The sequence below is a fragment of the Desmospora activa DSM 45169 genome (genome assembly GCF_003046315.1).
GTDB lineage: Bacteria > Bacillota > Bacilli > Thermoactinomycetales > DSM-45169 > Desmospora > Desmospora activa.
Window position 1 is genome coordinate 805,524 of record NZ_PZZP01000001.1, and the last position, 19,014, is coordinate 824,537.

Sequence of the window (19,014 nt, forward strand, 5' to 3'; positions counted from 1 at the left end):
CCGAATGATTCGACGGCTAACATCAGCAGACATCGATGAAATCTTTTCCTTGTCACAATTTGCTTTTCAATACAATTTGGTTGAAGAAGAATTAGAGGAGCAAAAAAAGCGGGAAGATGCCGAACTGACATGGGGGTATTTTCAGGATGGCCGCTTGGCGGCCAAAATGAAGATATGGCCGCTGGAAGTCTATATTCATGGTCGTACTTTTGCCATGGGTGGAGTAGCCAGTGTCGCTACATGGCCGGAACACCGGCGCCAAGGTATGGTTAAACAGTTACTCACCCACGGTTTAAAGGGGATGAAGGAAGCGGGCCAGTCGGTCTCATTTTTGTACCCTTTTTCTTTTTCATACTATCGCAAATACGGTTGGGAACATCTAATTGATCAAAAAAAGTACACGTTAAAACGGGAGCAGCTACCCCGTTTTGATCTGGTCTCGGGAAGGGTCGAGCGCAGAACGAGCGACGATCTCCCCCTATTGAAACAAATTTACGAGGAATATGCCCCGCAATACAACGGCCCGCTCAAAAGAAGCGATGATTGGTGGTTGCACCGATCGCCGCTCCAGAAGAAAGGGTCAACGATTGCGGTTTACTTTGATCAAGCAGGAAATCCACGGGGGTATATGATCTACAGCGTCAAGAAAAGAGTAATGCAAATCAATGAGATGGTTTACCTGGATGAGGGAGGTAGACGCGGGTTATGGCAATTGATCGCCAACCACGATTCCATGATCGATCAGGTGACCGTCATCGCTCCTCCTGATGACCATTTACCTTTTTTACTACCGGATCCACGGATTGAACAGGAAGTGATCCCTTACTTTATGGGGAGGATCGTCGATGTACAAGCGTTTTTAGAGCAGTTTCCGTTTCAGGTAGAGGGGAAAATGGAACCACTTGTATTGCATGTAAAAGATACCATTGCAACCTGGAATCACGGTACCTTTGAGCTGCGATTGGATCAAACGGGACAGGTGGATGTCAGAGTGTTGGAACAGTCCCGTCGCCATACCCCTGCCGCGGTCCAATGCGATATTCAAACACTGTCGGCGATGTTGCTCGGTGACCGACGTCCCTCCACCTTATATGAAATCGGTCGCTTGACAGGCGATGAAGAGCAGATCCGACAGTGGGAACGGCTCGTTCCGGTGAGAACGGCTTATTTTCCGGATTTCTTTTAACCAATTAACAAAGCGATTCCAGTCAAAAAGGAATCGCTTTCTTTTGTAAAAGGGATGGAATGATCTCGTATAGGCAATGGCGCCTAACTTTAAGCAGGACGGATCCATGGTCTGCCTTGTTGCCATTCGGTCTCCACTTTCATCTGAAACAGTTGACTGAGGTTGTGACTGGTTAAAATCTGTTGTTTTGGCCCGCTTGCCAGTATTTGACCCTGTTGTAACAATAGAGCGTGCGAAATAAACGGCAAGATTTCCTCTACATGGTGGGAGACATAGAGGATTGTCGGACCATTCGCCTGGTTGCCAAAGGTGCCGATGGCATGGAGTAGATGCTCTCGTGCAGGAAAATCTAGGCCAGAACAGGGCTCGTCCAAAATCAAAAGCTTTGGATGGGCTATCCAGGCCCGTGCCAGAATGACACGTTGCTTTTCCCCTTGGGATAAGGTGTGAAAGTGGGCGTGAGCGAGGGATTGGCAACCGAAGGTTTCTAACAGTTGTTCTGCCTGTTGTGTGTCTTCCGACGATGGGGAATCATAAAGGCCGATCGAGGCGTGCTTTCCACTCAATACAACTTGGCTTGCGGTTAAGCGGCCGTGATTTCGCCCATACTGCTCCGCTAAGGAGGAGCTGACCCATCCGATCGATTTTCGCAATTGCCTCAGGTCCGTCTGTCCAAAGGTTTTACCGAGTACCTCAACAGTACCGGAGGACGGCCATATATACCCGTTGAGAATATTTAATAATGTCGTTTTTCCAGCCCCGTTGGGACCGATGAGCGCCCAGTGTTCTCCTTGATGCACTTCCCAATCGATCGAATCCAAAATCCTTCGGTTTTGCCGATGATAGGTAATTTGTTGAAGTTTGATCATAACTTACGTTTCCATTCCTTTCTTTGCGTCAGGCTCTTAGCATTTTTTAAATTATAAATGCTTTTCAGGGAAGAAGGCAAAACGATATTAAAGTGATAAAGCGGGTGGGATAAGGGCTTCTCTATGCCGCATGAGTGGTGATGGGTGATGAAATCCTAATCATATATTAGAATGGTATTATTCTTGCATTGATCTGTACTTGCATGTATACGGAAAGAGTGATGGATGAAATGGATGTATATCTGATGTTGATTGTAGTTGTGGCGTTGGGTGCCCTCTCTAAAAATGCGACGGTATGGATTGCGGGTCTGGGGTTGTTACTCCTCCGTTTGTGGCCGAGTGATCAGCTGTTGGAATGGACCCAACAGTATGGATTGAAAATCGGAGTGGCCATTTTAACGATGGGTGTCCTTGCTCCGATCGCCTTGGGGAAAATTCCGTGGACCAACCTGGTTGATACCATAAAAAGCGTATCCGGGCTGGCTGCTATTGTTGTCGGCATATTTGTCGCTTATCTGGGGGGAAGAGGGGCCGGGATATTAACGAATCAACCGACGATTGTAACGGGATTACTGATCGGAACCATCGTCGGTGTCGCTTTTTTTCGTGGTGTGCCGGTAGGACCCTTGATAGCGGCAGGGATTTTGTCGATGTTTGCCCATTGGTTGAAATGAGTTTTTTTGGATAATAGCTTAAATACCAGGTGCTTTTTTTGATATTTTGGTGACAGACTTGTCACCGCTTTCTCCTTTCGGTACGATGATAACAGGAAACTTGCTATGATTTATTTTTCTGAACCTTTTGTTCCTGTGGAAATGAGATTGAATGATGAAACTGTGGGCAATCATGAATTTGACCACACAGTAGAGAATGAAGGAGTTTAAATGAATGGAAACCAACTCAAATTTATCGGAGGAAACGGTAGCGGAAATTGAGCGCTTGGTCCGAGAGATCAGTGTAATCGTGAAACGAAAAGGGCGGGACATCCTCAATGAGTTTCCGATCACTCCGCCGCAGTTTACGGCGTTGCTGTGGTTAAATGATGAAGGGGATATGACGATCGGGGAATTGAGCCAAAAGATGTTTCTGGCGTGCAGCACAATGACGGATTTAGTTGATCGCATGGAAAAAAATGATTTAGTGGAACGGGTGCGCGATGAACGGGATCGTCGAGTGGTTCGGATTCATCTGTTGGAGCGAGGATCTTCCATTATTCGAGATGTGATGAAAGCGAGACAAGCTTATTTGTCGGAAGTTTTATCCCATTTTTCGGAGGAAGAGGTAAAAGAGATGGGAAAACATCTCTCTCTTCTCCATGAGGAAATGAAAAAGTGACTCCCTGTTGTTTCGCGGGGAGTTTTTCCTTTACTCAGTTTCGCAACGTTTCTTACTCTGTTAAAATGGTCGTTATAGATGGGAGATAGCCCGTCCTAAAAAGGGAAACGGGCAGGCTGAACTTTTCATAAGATGTGATAGAGATGCAGCTAGGATGAGACTGGAGGATGTTGACAACGATGGATCAACAGGGTGAAACGCAAGGAGTGATCGGCATCCTGGACTCTGGCGTCGGAGGATTAACCGTCGTCAAGGAAATGTTCCGACAGTTGCCGAAAGAGGGCGTCGTCTATTTTGGGGATACAATGCGTTGCCCGTATGGACCGCGACCCCCTCGTGAAGTTCGAATGTTCACCACAGAAATTGTCCATTTTTTATCCCGCTATCCGTTAAAAGCACTGGTTATCGCCTGCAATACCGCTACCGCTGTCGCGCTGCAGGAGATTCGAGAGCAGTTTGCGATTCCTGTGCTGGGAGTAATCACACCCGGTGCCCGTGCCGCGATCAAGGTGTCCCAAGGTGGACGGATCGGTGTGATCGGCACACAGGGAACCGTGCAGAGCGGTGCTTATGAAAGAGCATTAAAGCAGATTGACCCTACCCTGACGGTAGTTAGCCATGCGTGTCCCACCTTGGTTCCTCTGGTGGAGAGCGGAGGTGGAGATACCGAATTGTCCCGGGAGATTGTGCGTCACGCATTGGCGCCATTGAAGGGACAAGGGCTGGACACCCTGATTCTCGGCTGTACGCATTATCCTTTGATTGCGCCTCTAATTGCCCGTGAAATGGGAGAAGAGGTTACGCTCATCAGTTCTGCCGAGGAGACGGCTCGCGAACTAAGTACGATCCTGTATCATAAACGGTTGTTAGTGGAAAACAATCAGCATGATTCTTACTTCTTTACCAGCGGTGAACCGGCCTCATTCCAAATGATCGCTGAGGACTGGCTGGGTCGATCGGTCCAGGTGGAGCAGGAGAAGACGCCATCCCTGCCCGCTTCCCTGATTCGTTGACAAACCACTGATAAAAGGAAGATGGAAATCGGGACCCGGGCCCACTCTGTCATTAATCAACCCCCGCTTTCGCGGGGTTTTTCTATGAGATTTTATCACTCGCTGCAAAACAAGGTGATATTTTTCCCAGGGGCTCGTATACATGTACTAGACTTTGTCCCAGGAGGGAAGAATATGCGGAAATCCTTGTTGCGTGGGGCCTTGGTTTTGGCGTTGGTGCCATTGGTACTGACGGCTTGCCTGTTTGGCCCGGAAAAAGAATCAGCCCCAATCGATCCGCCGCCGCAATCATCCGGCGATGAGGAAAAAGAGCAGAAGTCGAAATCGAAAGAAGAGGAGTCGGCTGCCAAAGAAGAAGGGGAGATGGAACTCTATTTTCTCACCGATACAGGGTATGTGGTTCCTTATTCTCTCAATATTCCCAAGGTGGAAGGCATTGCAAAGGAAGCCCTTCAGTATATGGTGAAAGATGGTCCAGCTTCGTCCATGCTTCCCAAAGGCTTTAGTGGTATCTTACCGGAAGGAACGAAGATTAATGGGCTGGATATCCGCAAAGGAACGGCCACCATTGATTTTTCCAAGGAATTTTTGTCTTATGATGCCGCCTTGGAAGAGAAGATTTTAAGTGCGGTTACCTGGAGCTTGACCGGTTTTGACTCGGTTCAACGTGTTGATATCCGCGTGGATGGCCGCCCGTTGCAAGCGATGCCAAAAGGGAAAAATCCGGCAGTGGGTTTAACCCGCAACGGTGGTATCAATTTGGAGCTATCCCAAGGAGTGGACGCCAGCTCCAGTATGCCCGTTACTCTGTATTTTCTGGGTCAGACCGAGAATAACGATGTTTATTATGTTCCGGTTACCCGTATGATCAAGCGGAAGGGTAACACGGCGGAAGCGGCGTTGCAAGAGTTGGTGAAAGGGCCTCAGCACGGTTCAGAACTGGTGACGGCATTGGCGGAAACTACCCGAGTAAACAGTGTAAAGGTAGAAGGGGATACGGCAGTTGCTGACTTTGGCAAAGAACTGCTGCAATACAGCGATGAACAGGAAGCTTCTAAGGATGCTCTGCAAACGATTATTCTCTCCCTAACTGAAAATACTGCCGCTAAAAAAGTGAAAATTACGGTAGAGGGAGAATCTGATGTTGACGCTGAGGGCTTTGACAAGCCGGTAACACGACCTGATCGCATCAATCCGAGCGGACTGTGATAAAGTGCTTGTTTCAACAGTAGGTTATATATCAGTGAGTATCGGCTGGGATACTCCTCTGGCTCAATAATGGAATAAAGGATCGAAAGAGGTGAAATCGACCTCTTTTTCTTTTTTGGCTGGTTGCTTCGTTTACCGGGAAGGCTGTGTTATAATGAGAAAACCATTGGCTTGGAGGGATCGCCGTTGAGAGTGGACGGACGAAAAGCGAACGAACTCAGGGAAGTGGAGATGATCCCCAACTTCATTAAACATGCGGAAGGGTCCGTCTATATGTGTATCGGTGAGACTAAAGTGATCTGTACCGCTTCGGTGGAGGAACGGGTGCCACCGTTTTTGCGCGGGTCGGGAAAAGGATGGGTCACCGCTGAGTATTCTATGTTGCCTCGTGCTACCCAAACCCGGACCATTCGAGAATCCAGCAAAGGAAAAGTGGGCGGACGCACGATGGAGATCCAACGGCTTATCGGCCGATCCTTACGCTCTGTCATTTCACTGGAACGGTTAGGCGAACGCACGCTATGGCTGGATTGCGATGTGATACAGGCTGACGGGGGGACACGAACCGCCTCGATTACAGGGGCTTATGTGGCCGCGGTTCAAGCGTTGTGGGGATTGGTACAGAATAAGTCCCTTTCTCGCCTGCCGATTACCGATTTTTTGGCCGCTACCAGTGTAGGCATCGTAGATGGCGTCCCTTGTCTCGATCTGTGTTATCAAGAGGATTCCAAAGCACAGGTGGATATGAACGTGGTGATGACCGGCACCGGTAAATATGTAGAAGTACAGGGTACCGGGGAAGAATCGCCCTTCTCTGCTGATGAGTTGACACAGTTGTTGGCCCTAGCCAAGGAAGGAACGATTCAACTGGTGGAGAAACAACGGGAGTTGTTAGGGGAAGCGGCTGCTTTGATCGGAGGACAGGAGCATGGAGTCAACAAAAAAGGAAACTTGGCGGTGGAATGAGTTAGTCTTTGCCACCGGCAACGAACATAAAGTGACGGAACTAAACGCGATGATCGAACCCATACTGGGCATCCGGGTGGTGGGGTTGTCTGCTTTTACCGGGTTACCAGAAATTGTGGAGGACAGGGACACCTTTGCCGGAAATGCAGCCAAAAAAGCGGAAACGATCGCCAACCATTTGCAACGACCGGTGGCGGCGGACGATTCCGGTCTGACGGTGGCTGCCCTCAATGGAGCGCCCGGTGTACATTCCGCCCGTTATGCCGGTGAAAGAGCGACAGATGCAGAGAACAACGCCAAACTGCTCGCAGCGTTGGCCGATGTGCCCGCTGGCGAGAGGCAAGCGTCGTTTGTCTGTGTGCTGGCATTGGCGGTACCGGGAAAACCGACTGATACCGTGCGCGGAGAGTGTACCGGTTTAATTGGGCAAGTACCGAAGGGAGACAATGGCTTTGGTTATGATCCCTTGTTTCAACTGCCGGATTACGCAAAAACGATGGCGGAGCTGGTTCCGGAGGAAAAAAACCGTATCAGCCATCGGGCGAAGGCGGTTAAACAATTGATCGCATATTTAAATGAACGGTATCGGTTCCATCAATAAAGGAGTGAACACCTTGCGCATCCTGATCGTCAGCGATTCCCACGGGGAAGAAGCCCTTCTCAACCGGATCGTCAAGCGGGAGGAGGCGGATCATGTCATTCATTGCGGTGATTTTTGTACGGATCAGAGTCGCTTGCCTGCCGTTTCCCTGACAGTGGTTCGCGGCAACTGCGATTGGGAGCCGGTTCCGGAAGAACAACAATGGGACGGTGGAGCGTGGCGTTTTTTTGTGGTACACGGCCATCGCCATCATGTGAATTCATCCCTGCTGTCTCTTCGCTATCGAGCGGAGAAGGTGGGGGCAACGATCGCCTGTTTTGGCCATTCTCATTATCCGCTGTGTGAGCAATCTGGGAACATTCTGCTGATCAACCCTGGCAGCATCACCCAACCGCGCGGATTTGCCGTTCCCACCTATACGGTGTTGGAGGATGTGGATGAGAGTCGTGTTTCGATCCGTTATTTTACTCCTTCTGGCGAAGTCGTCACAGAGCGAGGTGGAACGTTTTCACTGAAGCCGGCACAGAAATGACACGGATGAATATGCTGCAATGAACCTCCCCCGCTTACACTAACGTTAAATGGCGGAGGTTTCTTGCCATCAGGTTTAGAAGTGTTGAAGTTGAAGATTAATCCATCGAACCCTTGACCACATCTGCCATCATGATATAATGAGTATTACGCATCACTCCCACTGAGTCCCAGTAGCTCAGCTGGATAGAGCAACGGCCTTCTAAGCCGTCGGTCGGGGGTTCGAATCCCTCCTGGGATGCCAGCGAATCAGGGACGGAGTTTTGTGTTTTTTTAACGCCCGGAATATACTGGGCTTTTCTTTTTGTTTCCAGGCCGTTCCCTTGCAAAGCGGCTTTCATATGTTATAATGAAGTGGTTGTAATCGTACGGAATAAAAGAGTTTTTAAGCTGAATGTACGGTGTCAGGAGGGAACTGATCGATGAAGGCAAGTTGGGAAAAAACAGAAAAAAACCGCGGAGTTCTGACGGTTGAAGTGGATGAGGGACAGCTGGAGGAAGCTTTGGGCCAAGCATTCCGCAAAGTGGTCACAAAAGTGAATATCCCTGGTTTCCGCAAGGGTAAAGTGCCGCGTTCGATTTTTGAAAAACGCTTTGGTGTGGAAGCTTTATACCAGGATGCACTGGATATTCTACTGCCGAAAGCGTATCAATCCGCCGTCGAAGAGACCAAAATCGAACCCGTGGATCAGCCGGAGATCGATATCGATCAACTGGAAAAAGGGAAACCGTTTATCTTTAAAGCGACTGTAACCGTTAAGCCCGAAGTGGCGTTAGGGGAATACAAAGGGTTGGAAATCCCGGAAGAGGATTTCTCCGTGAAGCCGGAAGATGTGGATGTTGAGCTGAAACAGATGCAGGAACGGCAAGGAGAGCTCATCGTTGTAGAAGACGGTGAAGTGGAAGAGAAAGACCGCGCCATTATCGATTTTGAAGGTTTTGTCGACGGAGAGCCCTTTGAAGGCGGCAAAGCGGAACAGTACAATCTGGAAGTGGGCTCGGGTCAATTTATCCCCGGCTTTGAGGAACAGTTGGTCGGGATGAAACAAGGGGAAGAAAAAGAGATCAAGGTGACGTTCCCCGAAGAGTACCACGCTGAAGAGCTGGCGGGCAAAGAAGCCGTCTTCAAGGTAAAGCTGCACGAGATCAAGCGGATGCAGCTTCCGGAATTAGACGATGAATTTGCGCAGGATGTCAGCGAGTTTGATACCTTGGATGAATTGAAGGCGGATATCGAGAATAAACTGAAAGAGCAAAAGCAGCAAGAAGAAGAAAATCATAAGCGTAATACCCTGGTGGAACAAGCGGCTCAAAATGCGGAGATCGAAGTGCCTCCCGTCATGGTTGAGCATGAGATCGATCATATGCTGCGTCACTTTGAACAGCAACTGTCGATGCAGGGAATCAACCTGGAGCAATATGCTCAATTCACCGGCCAGGATATCGCTGCCATTCGGGAACAGTTTAAGGAAGATGCAGAGAAGAAAGTGCGGGCCAACCTCGTACTGGAAGCGATCGCCGAGCAGGAGTCAATTCAGGTGAACGACGAGGAAGTAGAAGCCGAATTGAAAAAACTGGCGGAACAGATGAACCGCGAGTTGGAAGAAGTGAAGCGACTGCTGACAGCCCAGGGTGGTTTGGGATCGGTCAAAGAAGATTTGAAGATCCGAAAAACGGTCGACCTACTTGTATCCAACAGTAAAAATGCGGCATAATGAGAATAGGACGGAAAAACGAGGCACGTTTTCACGCGTGCCTTGTTTTTAAAAATACAGAGGAGGAAAGGAGGGAAAGCCATGAATTTGGTGCCGATGGTCGTCGAGCAGACCAACCGGGGCGAACGGGCATATGACCTCTACTCCCGCTTGCTTAAAGACCGTATTATTTTTATCGGCAGTCCGATCAATGATGAGGTGTCCAATGTTGTCGTCGCCCAGCTGTTGTTTTTGGCTGCGGATGATCCCGGCAAAGATGTTCACCTGTACATAAACTCCCCTGGCGGTTCGATTACGGCGGGGATGGCGATTTATGACACCATCCAGTACATAAAAGCAGATGTGTCCACCATTTGTGTGGGATTGGCTGCGAGTATGGGTGCATTCCTGCTTGCGGCTGGCACCAAGGGGAAACGGTTCGCACTTCCAAACTGCGAAGTGATGATTCACCAACCCTTGGGCGGGGTGCGCGGCCAGGCCGCTGATATTCAGATTCACGCTGACTGGATCCTCCATACGCGAAAACGGATCAACCACATTTTGGCGGAACGAACGGGTCAGCCTCTGAAAAAAATCGAACGCGATACGGATCGCGATTATTTCATGGGTGCACAGGAAGCCAAAGAGTACGGTTTGGTGGATCAGGTGATCACCCGTTAAGACCTTTGAGAGGGGTGATACGCATGTTCAAGTTTAACGAGGAAAAAGGACAGCTCAAGTGCTCTTTCTGCGGAAAATCTCAGGATCAAGTGCGCAAGCTGGTGGCCGGTCCCGGGGTTTATATCTGCGATGAGTGTATTGAGCTGTGCAACGAAATCGTGGAAGAAGAGCTGGGCGGCGAAGAGGATATCGATCTGGCCAATCTCCCGAAACCCCAAGAGATCAACGAAATCCTTGACCAATATGTGATTGGACAGGATTTTGCTAAAAAATCGCTTGCAGTGGCGGTATATAACCATTACAAGCGGATTAACTCCTCCCAAAAATCGGATGATGTGGAGTTGCAAAAATCCAACATCATTATGATCGGTCCCACGGGGAGCGGGAAAACGCTGCTGGCACAGACCATGGCTAGAATTTTAAACGTGCCTTTTGCCATCGCTGACGCTACATCACTCACTGAAGCTGGCTATGTGGGAGAAGATGTGGAAAACATCCTCTTAAAGCTGATTCAGGCTGCGGATTATGATGTAGAGAAGGCAGAGCGGGGTATTATCTACATTGATGAAATCGATAAGGTGGCGCGCAAATCGGAGAACCCTTCCATCACCCGTGATGTATCCGGTGAAGGGGTTCAACAGGCGCTCTTAAAAATCCTGGAAGGAACGGTTGCCAGTGTTCCGCCCCAAGGTGGACGCAAGCACCCCCATCAGGAATTTATCCAAATCGATACCAGCAATATCCTGTTTGTGTGCGGCGGTGCCTTTGATGGATTAGAGCCCATCATTAAACGACGCATCGGCAAAAAAGTGATCGGCTTTAGCTCCGACAGCAACACCGCTGATCTGAAACAGGGTGAATATCTAAAAATGGTACTCCCGGAAGATCTCCTTCGCTTTGGTTTAATTCCGGAGTTCGTGGGTCGTTTGCCCATCATCTCTACATTGGAACCGTTGGATCAGGAAGCGTTGGTACGGATTTTGACCGAACCGAAGAACGCACTGGTCAAACAGTATCAGAAGTTGTTGGAGATCGATAATGTGGAGCTCATCTTTGAAGAGGATGCGCTTAAAGCGATCGCGGATGAAGCGATTAAACGGAACACCGGGGCACGGGGATTGCGAGCGATTATTGAGTCAATTATGCTCGATGTAATGTACGACCTTCCGTCCCGGGACGATGTGACCAAGTGTGTGGTAACCAAGGCCACAGTGGAAAATAAGGTGGCTCCCCGCTTAACCACACGAGAAGGCCGCAGAGTCAACAAGAAAGAGGAAAGTGCGTAAGAATAAATTGACCGCGTCCATTGGGGCGCGGTTTTCCTTTATTATCGCTCCCATTTTCTACGCAGGCTTTCGGTTTTATGTTAGAATACTATGGGAACGATCATAACCCAGAAAGGGTTTTTTTATTGATTTCGCACCCCAGAAGAAATCAGGAACTGGAGTTGTGGTTTGCATGATGTACGTCAAAGCAGTTTCACATCAGGACTACTTATCTTTTATTGAAAAGCAGCCCTTGGGCAACTTCATGCAGTATCCCTCATGGGCAAAAGTGAAGTCGGAATGGGAAAATGATTGTCTCGGTTGGTTTAATGATGAAGGCAAACTAGTCGGTTGTGCATTGGTTCTATACCGGAAGTTGCCAGGTATCAATAAATATTTGGCATACATACCCCGTGGCCCGGTAATTGACTGGAAAAGCAAAAACTTAAAAGAATGGTTTGAACCCTTGTTTGAGTATTTGCGGGAGCGGAACGCTTTTTCCGTAAAGATGGAACCGCCGGTGGTGCGGGCAAAATGGAAAACCCCTACAATCCGTCAATATCTAAAGGAGATTCGGGAGCACGAGCTGAAGGGGAAGCGATTAAAGGATCTTGGTCCGGATGAAGTGGACGGCCATACCGAATACGTGTTGCAGGAATTAAAAGACATGGGTTGGAAAGGAAAAGAGGGAGAAGGAGGCTTCTCCGCTATCCAGCCGCAATATGTATTTCGCCTGCCTTTAACAGACCGCTCGTTGGATGAGATTTTTGCCGGTTTTCACACCAACTGGCGCCGTAATGTACGTAAATCGGAAAAGCAAGGGGTAGAGGTAACGGTTGGTACAGAAGAGGAATTGAAGGAATTTTACGAGCTGTTAAAAGTGACGGCGGAGCGGGATCGCTTTTCCGTTCGTGGATACCCTTATTTCCATCGGATGTACCAAGCTCTCTCAAAAGAAGATCCTAACCGCTTTCGCCTGTATATGGCCCGACACGAGGGGCAACTGTTGGCTTCTACTATCTTTATCCACACCAATGGTCATACATGGTATTTATATGGAGCCAGCGGCAATGAAAAGCGGGAAAAGATGCCGAACCATGCGATCCAATGGAAGATGATCCAAGATGCCCACGCGATGGGTGCCCATACGTACGACTTCCGTGGAATTAGTGACACACTGGATGAATCGGATCATCTTTATGGTTTGTTGCGGTTTAAATTGGGCTTCGGTGGTGAAGCCTGTGAATTGATCGGTGAATGGGACTATCCTCTGCAACCGCTATTGCACTGGGCATTTGACATGTATATGAAGAAGCGCTGAGGGGTGTACCAATGAGTCTCACGTTATATTTAAACCGTAATGACTGGCTGCGCCATTTGGCGGAAACGGAGAGTCGTTTTCCACGATTTATACCGGTGATCAAAGGGAACGGATACGGGTTTGGCAACGAGTTTTTAGTCGGCGCTGCCCAGCGTGCAGGTAAACGCTCCATTGCGGTGGGAACGGTGGAAGAAGCACGCCAATTGGAGGGAGAAGGAAGCTTTGATCAGGTGCTTATTCTCACTCCGGTGTTGACGGAATTAGAAGCAGATGATCTGCGATCGGAACGGATTTATACGATCGGTAGTCGCCGCCATTTGGATCATTTAGTGCAATCATTTCAGCGATTGATTGATACCAAACCCAACATCTGGCGGGATCATCACCCGGAAGTGCGTGTGGTGATCAAGTTACAATCAACGATGAAGCGATATGGTTTTCCGTTGCAAGAGGCGGACACGCTTGAGCAGCTGGAAACGATCGGGCAGGAGGCGGGCCTTTCCATTCGTATCGAGGGATATGCCATCCATTTTCCCAAGGATGGGATGAGCGCTGCCGCCAAAGAGACCCAGTTGGAAAGTTGGCTTAAACACATCCCTACAGAGGAAAAGCGATCCTTTTTTGTCAGCCATCTGTCATCCGCTCAATACTTGCGGCTGCGGGAAAAGTATCCTCAGGTTGACTGGGTGATGCGGTTGGGAACGGATTTATGGTTAAAGGATAAATCCTTTGTGGATGTACGCGCCACCGTCTTGGATATCCAACCGATTTCACGGGGGGAGCGTTTTGGTTATAAGCAACGCAAAGCCCGAAAAAACGGAAGTCTCGTCTATGTAGCAGGCGGTTCCGCTAATGGAGTAGGTCTGGAAGCTCCGGTCAGCGTTCGCGGATTAAAGGATATGTTAAAATTGACCGCCTTTTGGCTGTTGCATATCCTAAATCGCCATTTGAGCCCCTTTACCTTCCAAGGAAAACGAACCTGGTTTGCCGAGCCGCCTCATATGCAGACAAGCGTCCTTTTCTTTCCTGCAGGGGCCGCACTGCCGGAAGTGGGAGAAGAGCTTCCGGTTCAACTGCGGATGACGACTGCCACCTTTGATCGCTATGTGGAAGAAGGAGCAGAAGAGAAGGAAGCACCACCTTTGTCTTCCGCAGCGGAAGAAACGAATCAAACCTTAGGGGCTACATCTTGATCAGCAAATAATCCTCTTGATCAGCCAGACGCTGCAAGCGCTTTGCAGCGTCTTTTTAGCGGGATAAGCGTTGTAACAAGGTTGTTTATCTGATTGATAAAGGGGTTTAAAAAGCGAAGTACCTTTGCTGTGTCACCCAGCGGAAGCCGTCGAGGGTGGGGAAAAAAGCGGGCAACCTGTTTGAGCGACAGCGAATTTTGCCCGCTCCTCCCTCGGCAGCTGAAGCGGACAGTTCTAACTTCTATGCAAGCAGCAAGAGTACGCAGACTCAAAAATCCCCCTCCCCATGATACAGCCATATAATGGTGTTCCAACATTACGCGATTACCCCTCTGTGGCGACGGTCATACTAAAGCCAACATCCATAGATCCGGCCAAAGGGCAGATGGGGAGGAATCGCAGATGAACTGGACAGTTTTAATTATGATGCTTCAAGTTTTCTTTTCGATCGTTATCGGCCTCTATTTCTGGAACCTGCTAAAAAATCAACAGTCCAATCGAACGGCGGTGGATCGGGAGTCGCGCAAGGAAATGGACAAATTGCGCAAGCTGCGCAGCATTTCCCTGACAGAACCCTTATCGGAAAAGACGCGCCCCACCACTTTTGCTGAAATCGTCGGTCAGACCGAAGGGTTGCGCGCACTCAAAGCGGCATTATGTGGCCCCAACCCGCAACATATCCTTATCTACGGCCCACCGGGAGTGGGAAAAACGGCAGCGGCACGGGTAGTGTTGGAGGAGGCGAAGAAAAACCCACAATCTCCTTTTAATCCGCAGTCTAAGTTTGTGGAGTTGGATGCCACCACTGCCCGCTTTGATGAACGGGGGATTGCCGATCCGCTGATCGGGTCGGTGCACGATCCCATCTATCAAGGAGCGGGAGCCATGGGGATGGCGGGTATTCCGCAACCGAAACCGGGTGCGGTTACCAAAGCCCACGGCGGTATGTTATTTATCGATGAAATCGGGGAACTCCATCCGATTCAGATGAACAAGCTGCTAAAAGTGTTGGAAGATCGCAAAGTCTTTTTTGAAAGTGCGTACTACAGTTCGGAAGATACCAATACCCCCAGCCATATTCACGACATTTTCCAGAATGGGTTACCGGCGGATTTTCGTCTCGTCGGCGCGACCACCCGTACACCGGAGGAGATTCCGCCAGCGATTCGCTCACGCTGTATGGAGATTTTTTTCCGCCCCTTGTTAGCAGGGGAAATCGCTCGCATCGCCCGACAGGCGAGTGATCGAATGCAGTTTGCAATGGAGGAGGCGGCGATTCAGGTCATCCAAAAATATGCGACCAATGGGCGGGAAGCGGTCAATATCGTGCAAACAGCAGGGGGGATCGCTTTGACAGAAGAACGGGATGAAATTAAAGCGGTCGATGTAGAATGGGTAGTACACAGCAGTCAGTTGACGCCTCGTCCAGACAAAAAAATTCCTGATCGTTCACAGCCGGGTCTGGTTAATGGATTGGCCGTGTTCGGCCCCAATATGGGAACACTTTTGGAAATCGAAGTAACTGCTCTGCCGACGCCCGCCGGAGTAGAAGGGAGCATTCGCCTGACTGGGATGGTGGACGAAGAGGAGTTGGGAGGGCGTCAGCGTACCCTACGCCGCAAAAGTATGGCCCGTAGCTCAGTTGAAAATGTGTTGACGGTTCTACGGCGAACGGATATCGATCCCTATAGGTATCACCTACATGTAAATTTCCCTGGAGGAGTCCCCCTTGACGGCCCTTCGGCGGGTGTAACGATGGCGACGGCGATCTATTCGGCCATCAAAGGCATTCCGGTCGATCATAAACTGGCGATGACCGGGGAAATGTCGATCCATGGCAAAGTAAAGCCGGTGGGTGGTATTGTTGCCAAGGTGGAGGCGGCCAAGCAAGCGGGTGCCAATCGTGTTTTAATCCCGGCTGAAAATATGCAAGCCTTGTTTAAAAACTGGGAAGGAATACAAGTGATTCCCGTAAACACGGTGGAAGAAGTGTTACAATTGGCCTGTTGGGAAAAAGAAAGCGTAGAGGAGGCTTCCCTTCCGGCAACAGGGGTGTTGACGGCTACAGGTGCCCCTGTGGGATAAGCATAGACAAGGTCGTTCCAGCCGCCCGTTCTATGGTGGATAGGCTGTCATGGACAAAAGAGGTTGAATAAGATAAAATCGTACAAAGCTTAATCTATGTAATTACAGACTGGACACGGCATCGGAGGTGCATACATGGCCGTTAAAGAGGAGGAGCGCATGCTGCCGTTGCTGCCACTTCGCGGCTTGCTGGTGTATCCCAATATGGTGTTGCACTTGGACGTCGGTCGCGATCGCTCCGTTAAAGCGTTGGAGCAAGCAATGGTAGATGATGATTTAATTCTCCTTGCAACGCAGCATGAGGTCCAGGTGGAGGATCCGACACCAGAGGATATTTATCAGATGGGCACGATTGCCCGCGTCAGACAAATGCTGAAGTTGCCCAACGGTACGATCCGGGTGTTGGTGGAAGGCTTACACCGGGCACGTCTGTTGGAATTTCGGGAGACGGATTCCTTTTATCAAGTGCGCGTTAGCGAAATATTGCAGGAAGATGTAGACGATGTCAACGTGGAGGCGTTGATGCGCTCAGTTTTGGATCATTTTGAGCAATACTTGCGCCTGTCGAAAAAGGTTTCCCCAGAAACCTTGTCGGCGGTTTCCGATATTGATGAACCTGGTCGATTAGCGGATGTGATCGCTTCTCATCTACCGTTGAAGATCGAAGACAAGCAGCGAATTTTGGAAACCATCGATATCCGCGAACGCCTAGAGACACTTCTATCCATCCTAAACGATGAACGGGAAGTGTTGGAGCTGGAACGAAAGATCTCGCAGCGGGTAAAAAAACAGATGGAAAAAACGCAGAAAGAGTATTATCTGCGTGAACAGATGAAGGCGATCCAACGGGAGCTGGGTGAAAAAGAAGGCCGGATGGGGGAAGTGGAAGAACTCCGCAAAAAGTTAGAGGAGTTGTCTGCGCCCGATACGGTTAAGGAGAAAGTGGAAAAAGAGCTACAGCGGCTGGAGAAAGTGCCAACCTCTTCCGCCGAGGGTGGTGTGATCCGTACTTATGTAGAATGGTTGCTGGATTTGCCATGGAATAAAGAGACTGAGGATGTGCTGGATCTGGCTGCCGCTGAAGCCATCTTGGATGAAGACCATTACGGCCTAGAAAAGACGAAAGAACGGGTATTGGAATATCTAGCCGTTCAAAAAATGGTAAACAAGCTTAAAGGGCCCATACTCTGTTTAGTAGGGCCGCCTGGAGTAGGGAAAACGTCGATGGGAAGGTCGATCGCTCGTGCTTTGGGACGCAAATTTGTACGCGTATCCTTAGGTGGTGTGCGTGATGAAGCGGAGATTCGCGGTCATCGCCGCACCTATGTCGGTGCGATGCCCGGCCGTATTATTCAGGGAATCAAGACGGCTGGAATGTCCAACCCGGTATTTCTGATGGATGAAATCGATAAGATGGCGATGGATTTCCGGGGCGATCCCGCTTCCGCTTTGCTGGAAGTGTTGGACCCGGAGCAGAATGCTACTTTTAGCGATCACTATATTGAGCTACCCTATGATTTGAGCAAAGTGATGTTTATTACCACGGCCAATGCGGCTCATCAAATTCCGCGTCCGTTGTTGGATCGGATGGAACTGATTAATATCTCCGGCTATACCGAGATTGAAAAAGAGAAAATCGCCAAGGAATATCTGATTCCCAAACAAATGAAAGAACATGGGTTGAGCAAGGAAAAATTACAGATCAATACTGATGCCATCCAGAAAGTGATACGTCATTATACGCGGGAAGCAGGCGTTCGTAATCTGGAGCGGGCGGTGGGGAATCTCTCGCGTAAAGCGGCAAAACAATTGGTCTCCAATGAAAAGAAAAAAGTAGTGGTTACCGCCAATAATCTGCCACAATTTCTGGGGCCGGAGAAATTTCGCTACGGCAAGGCGGAGGAGACGGATCAAGTGGGGGCTGCTACCGGACTGGCATGGACGGCTGCGGGCGGGGATACCTTGACGGTTGAAGTGTCGGTGCTGCCGGGGAAAGGAAAGCTTACTCTCACAGGAAAACTGGGAGATGTAATGAAAGAGTCGGCTCAAGCCGCTTTCAGCTATATCCGTTCCCGAACAAATAGTTTTAATATCGATCCGGATTTTCATGAAAAAAACGATATCCATATCCATGTGCCGGAAGGGGCGATCCCCAAAGATGGACCCTCCGCCGGGATCACCATGGCGACAGCGATGGTATCGGCCCTAACGGAAATCCCCGTTTCCCGACAAGTCGGTATGACGGGTGAAGTGACACTCCGCGGTCGTGTGCTTCCGATTGGTGGACTGAAGGAAAAAGCGTTAAGCGCCCATCGTGCCGGATTGACGCATATTTTGATTCCGGAGGAGAATCAAAAAGATATCGAGGAGATTCCTGCCAGTGTAAAGGAATCCCTTAAAATTACCCCGGTCAGTCATATGGATGAGGTATTGAAGTTAGCATTGGTGAGGGATTCCGATGAAAGTAACCCAAGCTGAAATTGTAATTAGCGCTGTTCGCCCGGAACAATACCCTGATGACGCCCTGCCGGAGATCGCTCTGGCCGGGCGTTCCAATGTGGGTAAATCCTCCTTAATCAACCGCTTAATCAACCGAAAAAACTTAGCCCGAACCAGTTCCAAGCCGGGTAAGACACAAACCATCAATTTTTATCGTATCAATGAACAACTACATTTTGCCGATATGCCCGGCTATGGTTTTGCTCGTGTTTCCAAAGCAGTAAAAGCGGCGTGGGGACGGATGGTGGAAACCTATTTGACACAACGGCGCCAATTAGTCGGTGTGATACAATTGATCGATCTGCGCCATCCGCCCACCCGTGATGACCAAGAGATGTACAAGTGGCTGAAGCACCACAACATCCCTGTCATTGTCGTCGCCACCAAAGCGGATAAAATCTCCAAAGGACATTGGCCCAAACACCGTAAACAGGTGAAAGAAGGTTTGTCTCTGCTGCCGGAGGATTCTCTCATTCTTTTCTCCGCCCAGACAGGGCAAGGAAAAGAAGAGGTCTGGAGTGCCATCGGTGATTGCGTCAGAAAAAGAAAAACTGTGTAAGACGACG

The 19,014-nt window shown here is 49.5% G+C and carries 17 protein-coding genes and 1 tRNA gene; 17 read left to right on the forward strand and 1 reads right to left on the reverse strand.

Annotated features, from left to right (window positions below):
* The first annotated feature begins 4 nt into the window (after window positions 1-4).
* Window positions 5-1,186 carry a GNAT family N-acetyltransferase gene (locus C8J48_RS03905; RefSeq protein WP_107725046.1) on the forward strand — a complete coding sequence of 394 codons (1,182 nt, stop codon included), beginning with the start codon at window positions 5-7 and terminating at the stop codon, window positions 1,184-1,186.
* A gap of 89 nt (window positions 1,187-1,275) precedes the next feature.
* Here C8J48_RS03905 and C8J48_RS03910 read toward each other — a convergent pair whose 3' ends face one another.
* Window positions 1,276-2,055, reverse strand: a complete 780-nt coding sequence (locus C8J48_RS03910; RefSeq protein ID WP_170105132.1) for an ABC transporter ATP-binding protein — start codon at window positions 2,053-2,055, stop codon at window positions 1,276-1,278.
* Window positions 2,056-2,300: 245 nt separating this feature from the next.
* Between C8J48_RS03910 and C8J48_RS03915 the strand changes: the two genes are divergently transcribed.
* From C8J48_RS03915 to yihA, 16 genes are all read left to right on the forward strand, one after another.
* The gene (locus tag C8J48_RS03915) at window positions 2,301-2,729 is read left to right on the forward strand and encodes a DUF441 domain-containing protein (protein WP_245891055.1); all 429 of its coding nucleotides are present in this window, start codon (window positions 2,301-2,303) and stop codon (window positions 2,727-2,729) included.
* A 214-nt stretch (window positions 2,730-2,943) separates the two neighbouring features.
* Window positions 2,944-3,390 carry a MarR family winged helix-turn-helix transcriptional regulator gene (locus tag C8J48_RS03920; protein ID WP_107725048.1) on the forward strand — a complete coding sequence of 149 codons (447 nt, stop codon included), beginning with the start codon at window positions 2,944-2,946 and terminating at the stop codon, window positions 3,388-3,390.
* Between the two features lie 167 nt (window positions 3,391-3,557).
* Window positions 3,558-4,403, forward strand: a complete 846-nt coding sequence (gene racE / locus C8J48_RS03925) for a glutamate racemase (protein WP_245891056.1) — start codon at window positions 3,558-3,560, stop codon at window positions 4,401-4,403.
* A gap of 174 nt (window positions 4,404-4,577) precedes the next feature.
* Window positions 4,578-5,612, forward strand: coding sequence for a GerMN domain-containing protein (locus C8J48_RS03930; RefSeq protein WP_170105134.1), 1,035 nt, complete (start codon window positions 4,578-4,580; stop codon window positions 5,610-5,612).
* A gap of 186 nt (window positions 5,613-5,798) precedes the next feature.
* Window positions 5,799-6,578 (forward strand): ribonuclease PH, encoded by a 780-nt coding sequence (gene rph, locus C8J48_RS03935; protein WP_107725050.1) that lies wholly within the window; start codon window positions 5,799-5,801, stop codon window positions 6,576-6,578.
* A complete protein-coding gene (locus tag C8J48_RS03940) occupies window positions 6,541-7,179 on the forward strand; it encodes an XTP/dITP diphosphatase (RefSeq protein WP_107725051.1) in 639 nt (212 codons plus the stop codon). The genes rph and C8J48_RS03940 overlap by 38 nt, the downstream gene beginning before the upstream one ends.
* A gap of 13 nt (window positions 7,180-7,192) precedes the next feature.
* Complete coding sequence (locus C8J48_RS03945) at window positions 7,193-7,711, forward strand: metallophosphoesterase family protein (protein ID WP_170105136.1); 519 nt, start codon at window positions 7,193-7,195, stop codon at window positions 7,709-7,711.
* Window positions 7,712-7,877: 166 nt separating this feature from the next.
* Window positions 7,878-7,954, forward strand: a tRNA-Arg gene (locus C8J48_RS03950).
* 178 nt (window positions 7,955-8,132) lie between these two features.
* The gene (gene tig, locus C8J48_RS03955; protein ID WP_107725053.1) at window positions 8,133-9,425 is read left to right on the forward strand and encodes a trigger factor; all 1,293 of its coding nucleotides are present in this window, start codon (window positions 8,133-8,135) and stop codon (window positions 9,423-9,425) included.
* An 81-nt stretch (window positions 9,426-9,506) separates the two neighbouring features.
* Complete coding sequence (gene clpP, locus C8J48_RS03960; protein WP_107725054.1) at window positions 9,507-10,085, forward strand: ATP-dependent Clp endopeptidase proteolytic subunit ClpP; 579 nt, start codon at window positions 9,507-9,509, stop codon at window positions 10,083-10,085.
* A 23-nt stretch (window positions 10,086-10,108) separates the two neighbouring features.
* Window positions 10,109-11,371, forward strand: a complete 1,263-nt coding sequence (gene clpX, locus C8J48_RS03965) for an ATP-dependent protease ATP-binding subunit ClpX (RefSeq protein ID WP_107725055.1) — start codon at window positions 10,109-10,111, stop codon at window positions 11,369-11,371.
* 172 nt (window positions 11,372-11,543) lie between these two features.
* Window positions 11,544-12,671 carry a lipid II:glycine glycyltransferase FemX gene (locus C8J48_RS03970; protein WP_170105138.1) on the forward strand — a complete coding sequence of 376 codons (1,128 nt, stop codon included), beginning with the start codon at window positions 11,544-11,546 and terminating at the stop codon, window positions 12,669-12,671.
* Window positions 12,672-12,682: 11 nt separating this feature from the next.
* Complete coding sequence (locus C8J48_RS03975) at window positions 12,683-13,864, forward strand: alanine racemase (protein ID WP_107725056.1); 1,182 nt, start codon at window positions 12,683-12,685, stop codon at window positions 13,862-13,864.
* 402 nt (window positions 13,865-14,266) lie between these two features.
* Window positions 14,267-15,949, forward strand: a complete 1,683-nt coding sequence (gene lonB, locus C8J48_RS03980) for an ATP-dependent protease LonB (RefSeq protein WP_107725057.1) — start codon at window positions 14,267-14,269, stop codon at window positions 15,947-15,949.
* 135 nt (window positions 15,950-16,084) lie between these two features.
* A complete protein-coding gene (gene lon / locus C8J48_RS03985) occupies window positions 16,085-18,427 on the forward strand; it encodes an endopeptidase La (RefSeq protein ID WP_107725058.1) in 2,343 nt (780 codons plus the stop codon).
* Window positions 18,408-19,007: a ribosome biogenesis GTP-binding protein YihA/YsxC gene (gene yihA, locus C8J48_RS03990; RefSeq protein WP_107725059.1), complete on the forward strand. Its 600-nt coding sequence runs from the start codon at window positions 18,408-18,410 to the stop codon at window positions 19,005-19,007. The genes lon and yihA overlap by 20 nt, the downstream gene beginning before the upstream one ends.
* Window positions 19,008-19,014: the final 7 nt, after the last annotated feature.

Excerpts from the sequence above, each read along its gene's own strand:
- C8J48_RS03905 (WP_107725046.1), top strand. The coding sequence starts at position 5 with ATGATTCGACGGCTAACATCAGCAGACATCGATGAAATCTTTTCCTTG.
- C8J48_RS03910 (WP_170105132.1), bottom strand. The coding sequence starts at position 2,055 with ATGATCAAACTTCAACAAATTACCTATCATCGGCAAAACCGAAGGATT.
- C8J48_RS03915 (WP_245891055.1), top strand. The coding sequence starts at position 2,301 with ATGTTGATTGTAGTTGTGGCGTTGGGTGCCCTCTCTAAAAATGCGACG.
- C8J48_RS03920 (WP_107725048.1), top strand. The coding sequence starts at position 2,944 with ATGGAAACCAACTCAAATTTATCGGAGGAAACGGTAGCGGAAATTGAG.
- racE (WP_245891056.1), top strand. The coding sequence starts at position 3,558 with ATGTTGACAACGATGGATCAACAGGGTGAAACGCAAGGAGTGATCGGC.
- C8J48_RS03930 (WP_170105134.1), top strand. The coding sequence starts at position 4,578 with ATGCGGAAATCCTTGTTGCGTGGGGCCTTGGTTTTGGCGTTGGTGCCA.
- C8J48_RS03940 (WP_107725051.1), top strand. The coding sequence starts at position 6,541 with ATGGAGTCAACAAAAAAGGAAACTTGGCGGTGGAATGAGTTAGTCTTT.
- tig (WP_107725053.1), top strand. The coding sequence starts at position 8,133 with ATGAAGGCAAGTTGGGAAAAAACAGAAAAAAACCGCGGAGTTCTGACG.
- clpP (WP_107725054.1), top strand. The coding sequence starts at position 9,507 with ATGAATTTGGTGCCGATGGTCGTCGAGCAGACCAACCGGGGCGAACGG.
- clpX (WP_107725055.1), top strand. The coding sequence starts at position 10,109 with ATGTTCAAGTTTAACGAGGAAAAAGGACAGCTCAAGTGCTCTTTCTGC.
- C8J48_RS03970 (WP_170105138.1), top strand. The coding sequence starts at position 11,544 with ATGATGTACGTCAAAGCAGTTTCACATCAGGACTACTTATCTTTTATT.
- C8J48_RS03975 (WP_107725056.1), top strand. The coding sequence starts at position 12,683 with ATGAGTCTCACGTTATATTTAAACCGTAATGACTGGCTGCGCCATTTG.
- lonB (WP_107725057.1), top strand. The coding sequence starts at position 14,267 with ATGAACTGGACAGTTTTAATTATGATGCTTCAAGTTTTCTTTTCGATC.
- lon (WP_107725058.1), top strand. The coding sequence starts at position 16,085 with ATGGCCGTTAAAGAGGAGGAGCGCATGCTGCCGTTGCTGCCACTTCGC.
- yihA (WP_107725059.1), top strand. The coding sequence starts at position 18,408 with ATGAAAGTAACCCAAGCTGAAATTGTAATTAGCGCTGTTCGCCCGGAA.